9 protein-coding genes are annotated in these 12,041 nt (G+C 49.8%); 5 read left to right on the top strand and 4 right to left on the bottom strand.

From position 1 onward, the window contains the following. The first annotated feature begins 24 nt into the window (after positions 1–24). From fghA to A8F97_RS09175, 3 genes are all read left to right on the top strand, one after another. Entirely contained in the window at positions 25–867 is an 843-nt protein-coding gene (gene fghA, locus A8F97_RS09165) for an S-formylglutathione hydrolase (protein WP_025918948.1), read from the top strand. A 164-nt stretch (positions 868–1,031) separates the two neighbouring features. Beyond that, positions 1,032–1,676, top strand: a complete 645-nt coding sequence (locus A8F97_RS09170; protein WP_025918947.1) for a glutathione S-transferase family protein — start codon at positions 1,032–1,034, stop codon at positions 1,674–1,676. Between the two features lie 220 nt (positions 1,677–1,896). Next, positions 1,897–2,109, top strand: a complete 213-nt coding sequence (locus tag A8F97_RS09175) for a KTSC domain-containing protein (RefSeq protein WP_014699604.1) — start codon at positions 1,897–1,899, stop codon at positions 2,107–2,109. 41 nt (positions 2,110–2,150) lie between these two features. On the opposite strand, the gene A8F97_RS09180 is transcribed toward A8F97_RS09175, so the two are convergent. Then, positions 2,151–3,239 (bottom strand): oxidoreductase, encoded by a 1,089-nt coding sequence (locus tag A8F97_RS09180; RefSeq protein WP_014699603.1) that lies wholly within the window; start codon positions 3,237–3,239, stop codon positions 2,151–2,153. Positions 3,240–3,506: 267 nt separating this feature from the next. Here A8F97_RS09180 and A8F97_RS09185 point away from each other — a divergent pair, with 267 nt between their 5' ends. Together A8F97_RS09185 and A8F97_RS09190 are read left to right on the top strand one after the other, a co-directional pair. Beyond that, entirely contained in the window at positions 3,507–5,018 is a 1,512-nt protein-coding gene (locus A8F97_RS09185) for a sugar ABC transporter ATP-binding protein (protein WP_014699602.1), read from the top strand. Between the two features lie 71 nt (positions 5,019–5,089). Then, on the top strand, positions 5,090–6,010 hold the full coding sequence (locus A8F97_RS09190; protein ID WP_227001618.1) for an ABC transporter permease: 921 nt from the start codon (positions 5,090–5,092) through the stop codon (positions 6,008–6,010). Between the two features lie 605 nt (positions 6,011–6,615). Here the strand turns inward: A8F97_RS09190 and A8F97_RS09195 are convergent. From A8F97_RS09195 to A8F97_RS09205, 3 genes are all read right to left on the bottom strand, one after another. After that, complete coding sequence (locus A8F97_RS09195) at positions 6,616–7,605, bottom strand: 2-hydroxyacid dehydrogenase (protein WP_025918944.1); 990 nt, start codon at positions 7,603–7,605, stop codon at positions 6,616–6,618. A gap of 426 nt (positions 7,606–8,031) precedes the next feature. Then, on the bottom strand, positions 8,032–10,140 hold the full coding sequence (locus A8F97_RS09200; RefSeq protein WP_033071351.1) for a TonB-dependent receptor domain-containing protein: 2,109 nt from the start codon (positions 10,138–10,140) through the stop codon (positions 8,032–8,034). Between the two features lie 341 nt (positions 10,141–10,481). After that, complete coding sequence (locus A8F97_RS09205; RefSeq protein ID WP_015730299.1) at positions 10,482–11,957, bottom strand: amino acid permease; 1,476 nt, start codon at positions 11,955–11,957, stop codon at positions 10,482–10,484. Positions 11,958–12,041 lie beyond the last annotated feature (84 nt).

The raw sequence follows: 12,041 nt of genomic DNA on the forward strand, positions 1-12,041 counted from the left end.
GAATAAAAAGGAGGCTGTACAGCGATGAACTCATCACTGGAACTGCTGGAAGAACACCGTATGTTTGGCGGCTGGCAACAACGCTACCGCCATGTGTCAGCAACGCTGAATACCGCCATGACGTTCAGCATTTATCTGCCGCCGCCACAGGATGACACCCCACCGCCTGTGCTTTACTGGCTGTCTGGATTAACCTGTAACGACGAAAACTTTACAACGAAAGCGGGCGCACAACGCGTTGCCTCCGAGCTGGGTCTGGTGCTGGTGATGCCGGATACCAGCCCGCGCGGTGATGGTGTAGCAGACGATGCCGGGTACGATCTGGGTCAGGGTGCCGGGTTCTATGTGAATGCCACCCAGGCTCCCTGGGCGGCACATTATCGGATGTATGACTACGTTAGCAGCGAGTTACCGGCGTTGATCCAGCAGCATTTTAACGTCAATAACCGTCAGTCCATCAGTGGGCATTCGATGGGTGGACACGGTGCGCTGATGCTGGCGCTGCGTAACCCAGAGAAATACCTGTCGGCCTCGGCATTCGCACCGATCGTAAACCCAAGCCAGGTTCCGTGGGGGCGCAAAGCGCTTACCGCTTACCTTGGCGAGGATGAAACGCAGTGGTTACAGTATGACAGTTGTCATCTGCTGGCCAATAGTCAGAAGAAACTGCCACTATTGGTCGATCAGGGCGATTGCGATCAGTTCCTGCCCGACCAATTGCAACCGGCGAAACTGGAAGAATTGGCAAGCCAACACGCGTGGCCGCTGACGCTGCGGACACAGTCCGGCTATGATCACAGTTATTTCTTCATCGCCAGTTTCATCGAAGATCACCTGCGCTTCCACGCCCACTATTTGTACGCATAATAGCGATACGAATAAAGGTGCTATGCTCGTCTAGTTGATAACCGCACTCGGGGTACAAACATTCCCGAGTGCTATCTCCCTTCCCTGTTACAGTAATTCGCAGTAAAAACGATTGCGCTTGCTCGTGCTGAATGACAGAACCAAGACAAAAAAAGGAAATATTGATGATACAGATTCATCACCTCGAAAAATCCCGTTCGACTCGCGTGACCTGGTTGCTAGAAGAGTTGGGCATTGACTATGAAATTGTTCGCTACGCGCGTGACCCAAAAACGTTTAGCGCGCCCGCCTCGCTCAAACAGATTCACCCGTTAGGGAAGTCCCCCGTCATTACCGATGGTGAACTGACGATTGCCGAATCTGGGGCCATTGTGGAATACCTTATTGAGACTTACGGCAAGGGCAAGCTCCGTCCACAGAGCGGGCAAGCGCTGCTGGATTATCGCTTCTGGCTGCATTTTGCTGAAGGTTCGCTCATGCCGCTCCTGGTGATGCGCCTGGTGTTAGCGAAGACAGAGTCCGCGCCGATGCCGTTTTTCATCCGCCCCATAGCCCGCAAAATTGTGCAAAGTATCGAGCAAGCCTTTATTGTTCCTCGCCTGACGACGCAACTTCAGTTCATCGAACAACATTTGAGTACACAAGGTTGGTTTGCAGGAGAGTCGCTCAGCGGGGCCGATATACAAATGGCAGTTCCGTTGATTTTGGCGAAGACGCGTCTGGACTTCAGCCGTTATCCCCATATCCAACAATACATTGAGCGGATAGAAAACCAGCCAAGTTTTCAACGGGCTCTGGCTCAGGATTAACGGTGCGGTCAAAACATCGCTTCATCGACAATGAATAACAAATTGTTCAATGAGCGGCGGAGCAGAAATTCTGTGAGCGTTTACTGGTTATTCACGATCTAATAACGGTATGCTGCAATTTACTCCGATAGACTTCGAGTTATAACACGATATAGTTATGGCATTCGAAAGGAGAGTATAGCGTCAGGATGCGGCATTGATATGTTGGGAGTGATTAATTTTGCAGAGAAAACGTGTGTCATCAACAGAATTGTTTTCAGTCGGATACGATGCAGAAAAAAGTCAGTTGGAAGTCGAATTACTCAATGGAAGCATCTATCTCTATAGCGGCGTAGCACGCATGATTTATGAAGAACTGCTGGCAAGCAAGACGAAGTACCGTTACTACGCCAGTTATATCAAAAATTCATTCCCCTACGAAAAAACACAATAATATTCAAGAGCGGAGATAACTCTCCGCCTCTTCCCACCCATTTATTCTTCGGTAGACTCAACGGTGGTCAACGCCGCCAGCAAGATCTCTTTATCTAGCACTAACGGTAGATAGTGGATGGACTCTCCGGCCTGCAAGGTACGGGCAATCACAGCCTGAAGTGCCGCGTGATCGCGAATATCCACATCCAACTCAGCCAGCGATGTCGGCAAACCAAACACCTTAAACGCCGCCTTCAACTGACGCAGCGTTTGGCTATCGCCCAACAAGGCAGTCTGCACCAGAATGCCATAGGCCACTTTAGTGCCGTGCAGGAAACGTTCGGTTTGCGGCAACACCGTCAAGCCGTTATGAACTGCATGCGCCGCCGCTACGCGGGTATATCGTTCGCCTAGCCCGCCAACCATCCCGCCTCCGGCAATGATCGCATCCACGACATCCAGAAAATCCTGTGTTAGCTCGCCACGCTTGACGGCGGCTAATGCCGCTGCGCTTTGTTGCAATAATACATTGCGAATATCCAGCGCAGTCTGTAAACCAAGACGGACAGAAAGAGGCAACGTTTCAGGCTGGGGACTGAGAACAACAGCCTCATACCACTTCGCCAGCGTATCCCCTACCCCTGCTAGCAGATATTCTACCGGAGCAGCTAGCATAATCCGCGGCTCAACCAGTACCAAATGGTTAGCATCGGTGAAAATTTCAAAGCGTAATGCCTGCCCGGCATCGTTATACCAGACGGACAGCGGCGTCCAGGCCGCACAGGTGGCCGCAATGGTCGGAATCGCCACCAGCGGCACGCCAATATGGCGCGCGGCGACCTTCGCAGTATCCAGTACCGCCCCGCCACCGACGCCAATGACGACCTGACATGCCTCACCCGCTTGCGCCACCAGTTTTGCGACTTCCCCCTCGCTGCAATGTGCACCAAACTGGACGCGTCGGGCTGACGGCGCATCGAACTCGACCGGTAAATAAGGCCGAGCCGCTGCGATCGCACGTTCACCGTAGATCCATAGCGCATTTTTCAGCACGTCCGGCGGGTAAAACTCCAGTAGCTTATCGATAGCGCCGGGAAAAGAGAAATAGTTGGCGGGACCAACCTGTACGCGAACTGTCGTTGTGTGCATGTTTGAATATTCCTCGCCGTCCCCGCGTTTGCGGCACGGATCTTATCTAATGTTTGTCTGGCAGATGAATCTGCTACGCTACCCTATTGATAATTCCATTTTATTCACTTGCTTACGGCAGATTAAGAACTTTTTTATTTAATTTATGCTTTTTCGTTCATAGCCAACGTCTTTCAAAGACATGAAGCTGTATTAAATTCTCTGGGATATATGCTACCTTTCTTTTCCGTTATTTCATGACCTTGATCGCCAAGAGCGTTACCGACCATGATCCCTACCTCCCAAAGCCGACTGGAAATGCGCAACATTTCCATCTCCTTTTCTGGTTTCCACGCCCTCAAGCAGGTTAATTTCACTCTGGAAGGGGGCTCGATTCATGCCCTGACTGGCGCAAACGGTGCGGGTAAATCCACGCTCATGACGATCTTATCGGGTGCTTACGATCACTATCAGGGCGACATTCTGATTAATGGCAAGCAGGCCGATGTCCATTCGCCGCGTGATGCCAAGCGATATGGCATCCATCTGGTGCAGCAGGAAGTCGATGTCGCGCTGGTTCCCACGCTGTCCGTGGCGGAAAACATTATGCTGGACACGCTGGCACAGGACGGACATCTGCTGAATTGGCCGCAGATATATCGTCAGGCGCAGGTGCTGCTCGATCAGCTTGGCGTTCACCTTAATGTTCGTCAACGGCTGGATACCTGCTCACTGGCTGAGAAACAGCAAATTTTGCTCGCCCGCGCATTATCCCATGAATGCCGCTTCCTGATTTTAGATGAGCCTACCGCACCATTAGATCAGGCTGAAAGCGCGCGTCTCTTCCAAGTGGTTCGTCGGTTACAGGCCGGGGGCATCGGGATCGTGTTTATTTCCCACCGTATTCATGAGTTGAGCGAAATTTGCGATACGTTGACCGTTCTGCGAGACGGTGAATTTATCAGCAGCGGCGCGATGCAGGGGCTGAGCGGCGAGGAAATTGTAGAAAGAATGTTGGGGCATCGGCTTGATGATATCTTTCCACCACGCCGAACCGCATATTCAGAAGAGACACTGCTTCAGGTCACCGGTTTGCACGACGAGACGCTGCTACACAATATTTCACTCACGCTGCGCAAAGGGGAGATTCTGGGCATTGCCGGACTGGCTGGTGCGGGCAAAACCGAGTTGTGTAAAGCGCTGTTCGGCGCAGAACCCTGCCAGATCGCGCAGGCGGAATATCGCGGTAAACCCTGGAAGCCGCATTCACCTCATCAGTCCGTCGAGCAAGGCCTGGCGCTGGTTCCTGAAGAGCGGCGCAAGGAAGGTATTTTTATTGATGAATCCGTCACCATGAATCTCAGCATCACCGCCACCGACAGCTTTTCTCGTTGGGGCCTATTCAGCCGAGGCAAAGCGCTGCGCTGGGCGAAACAGATCGTTGAACAGCTTGCGGTTCGCACCACCGGTCCGGCGCAAAAGCTGGCGCGCCTATCGGGTGGCAACCAGCAAAAAGTCGCCATCGGCAAGTGGCTACGGAGCGAAGCACAGGTTCTGATTTTTGATGAACCCACCAAAGGCGTGGATATCAAGGCCAAACAAGATCTGTTCACGCTGATTGACAACCTAGCCCGTCAGGGCAAAGGCATTATTTATGCGTCAGGCGAGTTCTCCGAACTTGTCGGACTCTGCGATCGTGTCTGCGTGCTATGGGATGGCCGAATTGTCGCAGAATTGAACGCCGCTGACATTGACGAAGAAACCCTACTTTTATATTCAACTGGAGGAACTCCCGCGTGAGTCACCCACTTCCATCTAACGGGGCGATCCCCTTCCGTCACCACGTTTTCGAGTTTCTCTATAAGTGGGGCATGCTGATCACGGTTGTTGCATTGATTGCCCTCTTCGGACTGGCATCAGACAATTTTCTCGACCCGTATAACATCATTAATATCCTGCGTTCTATCGCCATTGTTACGGTGATTGCGATTGGCGTCTCCATTTCACTGTCCGTGGGCGGGTTTGACCTTTCCGTGGGATCAACAGCCTCATTAGCGAATGCGTTAGTGATCTCCCTCTTTGTCTGGCATGGATTCGGCACCACTGGCACGATTGTTCTGACGCTTCTGCTGTGTACACTGGTCGGGCTATTCAACGCTTTTCTCATCGTCGTGCTGAAGATCCCCGATATGCTGGCGACACTCGCCAGCCTGTTCGTCATTCAGGGCGTGGCAATGACGTATAGCTATGGCGGCTCCATCACGCAGAACATGGTGTTGCCCAGTGGCGAAATGGCGGAAGGCATCATTCCCGAATTCTTTGCCACGCTGGGCCAAGTGCCAGTGATTGTTGTCATCATGCTGGCAGTGACGGTGCTGGTGCAGCTATATCTGTCCCTTACCAAGCACGGTCGCCGGATGTACGCGATTGGCGGCAACCCGGAAGCAGCCCGACTAGCGGGCATTCGCACGGCGCGTTATCGAGTACAGGCCTATGTGTTCTCTTCACTACTCGCGGCTCTGGGCGGCATCTTACTCGCATCACGCATCGGCTCTTCACAGGTCAATGCTGGCGGCGGCTATTTAATGGATGCGGTTGCCGCAGCCTACATCGGTTTCTCGCTGGCAGGTTCCGGCAAGCCGAACGCACTGGGTACGCTGCTCGGGGCCGTCATACTCGGCGTCTTGCAGAATGGACTGGTAATGCTCTCCGTACCTTATTACGCCATGGATATCATCAAAGGTCTGGTTCTGGCACTCGCGCTGGCAATGACGTATATCCAGAAACGCTGATACTTCTCACGTCCGCCCCTTTCATCCGAGTTTGGGGCGGATCGCCGTCTCTCATCTGCTCAGCTTTTCCACAGGACATATCATCGAACTCAGCTTATTACGTTATATCCGCCATACTTCAAGTTGCATGTGTGTTGACTGCACTCAAATACTCGGCCCGTCGTGGGTTTCGCCCTAAAGGACTGTAGCTTGCCGCTGACCTGAAATTCGAATTATTTAGGGTATATATACGGTCGTTATTATTAATAAATAAAGGTTTCCACCAGAAATAAGAATAATCACAGAAACATCCTAAGTAATTCCATTTTCAGGAAGATGAAAAACTAAGATAAGCGTTCGAATGTTTCTCATTTAATCCCGAACCACCGATGTAGGTCAGTGATTCGGGTGACTGAACGTAGCCAATGTGCAGGTCGCTTGAAGTGTAACGAGAATAATAGCGTTTTGCTTTACGTCGGTATGTACTACTTTCGTTTTTTATGGTGTAGCGCGAATGACACACGCGATGGAACAATAAATTTTGATAATCAGTTAAAATTGATGAATATCATATTTTCACTACCGGCAATATCCCCAAATACCCGACTGAATCAAATTACACATTATTATCGATGTCCGTTCTGCTGGGCATACTCATCAATATTTTCAATCGTCTTTTCCATCAACAGTTGCAGCGATGAAGCAGACGTCCAGGAGATATGTGGCGTAATCAGAAGATTAGGCAGGATTTTCGCCGCCACCATCAGCGGGTTGTCTTTCTCCGGCGGTTCCTGCGTCAGGCAATCCAGCGCAGCTCCAGCAACACTGCGCTCGTGCAATGCTACAGCCAGTGCACTCTCATCAATCAGTCCCCCTCTGGCGGTATTGATAATAAACGCGGTTGGCTTACACAATGCGAGCGTCTCCGCATTGATCAGATGCTGCGTGCTCGCCTTTAGCGGACAGTTGAGTGAAATCACATCCGCCAGTCGCAGAACATCCTCAAACGGCAAATATCCCGCACGACACACCGAGGCCCCCCTGTGCTCGGAAAAAATCACCTTCATTCCCAGCGCCTGCGCCAGGCGTGCCACTTCCTGCCCAATCGTACCCGCACCGATGATGCCCAACGTGGAGCCCGCGATATCCTTAACCGGATGATCGAAGTAAGCAAATTGCGATTGGCTAGCCCAGCGATCGCTCAGTTGATCGCGATACCACGCCATAAGGCTGTGTTTTAGCGCGAACATCATGGCAATAACGTGCTCAGACACCGCTTGCGTAGAATAGCCCGGTACATTTTTGACCGTGATACCCAATTCTTTGGCGGCGGCAAGATCGATATTGTCAGTTCCCGTTGCCGTCACCGCAATCAACTTCAGCGCAGGTAACGCCGCCAAAGTATCTCGCGTTAGTAGGGTTTTATTTGTGACGATAACGTGGGTGTCTTTTGCTCGATCGATAACTTGATCGGGCAAAGTATAGCTATATTCAATCCATTCATGGCGGCATTGTGGACGCCTAAAATTTGTCTTTTTCAGGAAAATGGTTTCAGGCAGAGAGCCTTTATCCAAAAATGTAATTTTTAACATCATCGCGCCCTGGTTGCTATTCATACACTGATTTTCGATTGCAGATATCAAGGTTCTCCACAACCGGCAATCACGACAGGTATTCTCATACAAAACTAATGAATTAAATTCCCTGTGTGACGCAGAACAACGAACGCATTAATAACGTTACACTTCCTGCCTCATCGGGAATCCATCACTCCGTAACGTGAAGCGTAGTCAGCATTAAAGCAATTAACAATACCTAATATAATGAATTTCACTCATCGACATTGTTATCGGCGATATTCAGAAATATCACAAAAAATAGGGCCGCAAGTCATAATCAAAATAGAAAAGATAAACGTACAGTGAAACGTAAGCAGAATTAGCGTCAGCGGAATGAATCAGAAATGTAGATGAGTAGGTCGATAGGTGGGACATGCTAACACCCCGAAACGGATAGAAACCCGTTTCGGGGAAAGATGGCAATCAGAAGTTGACGTTGACTGACACCCAGTAGTTACGGCCTGGCAGTACGGAACCTGAAGTAACTCGGTTGAAAGAGTAATAATCCGCGGTAGTAAATGCACCTCTTCCTGAACCGTAAGTGCGCACACCACTGGTGAAATCTTTATCCAACAGGTTGTTTACTGCTCCATTCAAGGTCACATCTTTTGAAACCTTGTAGGAACCACCCCAATTAAGCACCGTGAAAGATTTAAAGTAAGCGCCTTTATCATCATATGCAGCCTTCTGAGAAGCAGGCAAGTTACTATAATTCTGCGTATAGCGTGCAGTTTTGTCGCGATATTCTGCTTTCAACCACGTTGAGAGATTGTCATTAACGTTCCAGTTAAGACGGGCATTAGCCATATGCTTCGGCGTGTTGGTAAGAGGCGCTCCTGGGTTTAAGCCACCTTTTTGCTCACTATCCGTAAAGGTATAGTTTACATTCAGCGTCCAATCCTCTGACCACAATGGAATTTTCGAGCCCAGCTCTACCCCTTGAGTCACTGCCTTGCCAATGTTTCGGTAGGTACTAATCGCAGGGTTAGTTGACACACTATAACTGTCAATTTTATTGCGGAAATGATTATTGAACAGCGTTGCATTCGCCGCGAAGCCAGTATAGTTCTCATAATAAACGCCCAGTTCAGTATTCGTACTCTCTTCAGGCTTCAGGTTTGGATTCCCAATGACAGTATCCGTTCCTTGATTTGTTACCCCGCTAACGCCGTTATGGAGTTGCGCCAGTGACGGGGTTTTATAACCCGTACTTACACCGCCTTTTATCGTCAAGTCATCCAATGCATTCCAAACGAGATAAGCACGTGGGCTAACATGGCCACCGAAGGTTTCATGATACTCATAGCGTGCGCCATAGGTTAAAGCTAATGAATCCAGCAAGCGCCATTCATCTTCGCTAAACAGCGCCCATGAATCTTGCTTAAACTTATTCCCATCGTTAGCCAAAACGACGCCATCTTTCATCGTTGCATTCCAATACTGGCCGCCAATAGTAACCAAGTGGCTTTCACCTACTGGAGCCACCAGCTTCGAGTCAAGAATAACGTTGGTATTTTCCAGACGACGTTTCTGACCTGCCGCTGCTGAACCCGCGGGAACAGAATCGGTTGTAATGAGGCGGCCTTTGTTATCCGTCTCGCTATAAGACAAGCTAGAGTTCCATGAACCAAAACTCAGTTGATTATCACTCCCCAACGTTAACTTGCGACGTTGATAATGCAAGGAGCCCTCATAGCCCCCGGTAGCACCAATCGTTCCTAACTGATTTTCCTTGTTATCATATTGCTGGTTGGCAACTTCCCCATCCAGCCATAGAGAGTTATTATCATTCAGGAGCCAAGTTAACTTGCCGCCTAGCAAATAGTTATCTGATTTTACAGGGTTAGCGCCTCGCTGATTCAGTAAAGCGCCCTCTGAAGATTTCACCTCTGACGCATCACGGCGTAAAATATTGCCGCGCAGGGCGAGTCCCAGTTTGTCTTCGATCAGCGCACCGCTGGAATAAATCGAGAACTTGGAAGCATCGCCATAGTCTCTGTCTTCCTGGAAGGTATGATCCAGCGTGATATTCCCAACCCACTCTTTCGACGCTTTTTTGGTGATGATATTGACCACACCACCCATCGCATCAGAGCCATATAGCGTTGACATCGGCCCGCGGATAACCTCAATACGCTCTATCGCCGCCAATGGGGGAATAAAGCTGGTGTTCATCGTACCAAACCCGTTCGGGGTGACATCCGATGAACCATTCTGGCGAATACCATCAACCAGAATCAGCGTGTAATCACTTGGCATACCGCGAATGCTGATGTCCAGACCGCCCGTTTTCCCCGTTGAACTACGCACATCCACGCCTTCCACGTCGCTGAGCGCTTCGCCAAGATCGTTATATTTACGCTTCGTCAGTTCATCCTGGTTGACAACAGAAATACTCGCTGCCGCCTCAGTGATTTTTTGTTCATAGCCAGAAGCCGTTACAACCAGCGTATCGTCCTGTGCGGCGATAACAGGTGTAGATACGGTTGTAGCAAGTGCCAATGCCACCGATTTTCTTATATTTATTGCCATGCCTCTGTGTCCTCAAAAATGAATAATTACATTGAGTTTTTTTGTCCAACACATTGTAATGATCAGGAGTTAATTGTAAATGAAAATTAAAATCATTTGCATGAACAATTAATTTCAAAACAAATAGATTTAAAACAATTAATAAACAACAAGTTAAACAAAAACACCAATCATTAGGTCTCGTTAATGAATGATTACCTTAATAAATTAAGGTGAATAAATTTGATTCAAATAAAAATAAAATCCTAACGAAGGATGTGAAGCATGATTTCAGAACAGAAAAAAACCAATAAAAAAAGCGACGCCCGCCAGGGAGTCGCCCGTTAACCGCGCTCTTACGATTAGTCTTTATGATCCGGGAACGTCATATCCTGATACTTGATGAAGCCTGTTCCACGATACAGCTTATAACCGAGCCAAATCAGCAGGAACAGCGGAATACCGATGTACGTCGCCGTCACACCATACCAGTCGATGTTATCTTCCAGGAACGCCTGATAATTCTGTCCCAACGTGATGATTAGGCAGAGCACAAACGCGAAGATCGGCCCCAATGGGAAGAAACGCGATTGATAAGGCAAACGATTCAGGTCATGACCTTGCATCACATAGCCACGGCGGAAACGGTAATGGCTGATCGCGATCCCTAGCCAGGCAATAAAGCCTGTCATACCGGAGGTATTCAGCAGCCACAAATAAACCGTTTGGTTGCCATACAGAGAAGACAGGAAACACAACGCCGCTACCACGGTTGTTGCGTACAACGCATTACGCGGTACGCCGCCTTTTGACAGCTTAGCGAAAATGCGCGGCGCTTTACCTTCCGACGCCAGCGTAAACAGCATACGCGTAGAGGCATACATCCCGGAGTTACCCGCCGACAGCACCGCCGTCAGGATCACCGCATTCATGACCGCTGCCGCAGATAACAAACCCGCATTCTCAAACACCAGCGTGAACGGACTTACCGTAATGTCTTTTACATCATTACGCAGCAGGTTCGGGTCGGTATACGGGATGATTAAACTGATAATCAGAATCGCAAAGATGTAGAACAACAGGATGCGCCAGAAAACCTGGCGGATCGCCCGCGGTATATTTTTTCCCGGATCCTGAGATTCACCCGCGGCGACACCAATCAGTTCCGTGCCTTGGAAAGAGAAGCCAACAATCATCGCCACACCGATCATGGCAGAGAATCCCCCAGCAAACGGTGCATCACCGATTTGCCAATTGTGGAACCCTGCATTTTCCGCACCGCTCATAATGCCCGTAATCATCATTACGCCAACCGCGATGAAAATAATGACCGTCGTCACTTTAATCAGTGAGAACCAGTACTCGGCTTCGCCAAACCCTTTCACAGAAATGTAGTTAAGCAGGAACATCAGTGCCAAAAACAGGGCGCTCCAGATCCAGCCAGATACCTCGGGGAACCAATACCCCATCACCAACTGCGCCGCAACCAGATCGACCGCGATGGTTACCGCCCAGTTGTACCAATAGTTCCAGCCCAACGCAAAGCCGAAACCTTCTTCAACATAGCGGGAACCGTAGGTAGAGAACGAACCAGAAACCGGCATAAATGCTGCCAGTTCGCCCAGACTAGTCATCAGGAAGTAAACCATCAGCCCAATCAGGGCATAGGACAAGAGTGCGCCACCCGGGCCCGCTTGTGAAACCGTTGCGCCCGAAGCGACAAATAACCCGGTGCCAATCGATCCGCCAATCGCGATCATCGTTAAATGCCGTGCTTTCAGTTCACGGCGCAGGGTCGGTGCGCCCTGTGTAGTTTGTTGAATATCGTGCTGAGCCATTGTTATCCCGCGTGCTCGTGCTAAAAATCGAGGCGGGATTGTAACAAATAGACTTGCTCTGGATAGTTAAGATCGTCGAGTTAT

This window comes from Pectobacterium parmentieri (genome assembly GCF_001742145.1).
Lineage (GTDB): Bacteria > Pseudomonadota > Gammaproteobacteria > Enterobacterales > Enterobacteriaceae > Pectobacterium > Pectobacterium parmentieri.

Excerpts from the sequence above, each read along its gene's own strand:
- fghA (WP_025918948.1), top strand. The coding sequence starts at position 25 with ATGAACTCATCACTGGAACTGCTGGAAGAACACCGTATGTTTGGCGGC.
- A8F97_RS09170 (WP_025918947.1), top strand. The coding sequence starts at position 1,032 with ATGATACAGATTCATCACCTCGAAAAATCCCGTTCGACTCGCGTGACC.
- A8F97_RS09180 (WP_014699603.1), bottom strand. The coding sequence starts at position 3,239 with ATGCACACAACGACAGTTCGCGTACAGGTTGGTCCCGCCAACTATTTC.
- A8F97_RS09185 (WP_014699602.1), top strand. The coding sequence starts at position 3,507 with ATGATCCCTACCTCCCAAAGCCGACTGGAAATGCGCAACATTTCCATC.
- A8F97_RS09190 (WP_227001618.1), top strand. The coding sequence starts at position 5,090 with ATGCTGATCACGGTTGTTGCATTGATTGCCCTCTTCGGACTGGCATCA.
- A8F97_RS09195 (WP_025918944.1), bottom strand. The coding sequence starts at position 7,605 with ATGAATAGCAACCAGGGCGCGATGATGTTAAAAATTACATTTTTGGAT.
- A8F97_RS09200 (WP_033071351.1), bottom strand. The coding sequence starts at position 10,140 with ATGGCAATAAATATAAGAAAATCGGTGGCATTGGCACTTGCTACAACC.
- A8F97_RS09205 (WP_015730299.1), bottom strand. The coding sequence starts at position 11,957 with ATGGCTCAGCACGATATTCAACAAACTACACAGGGCGCACCGACCCTG.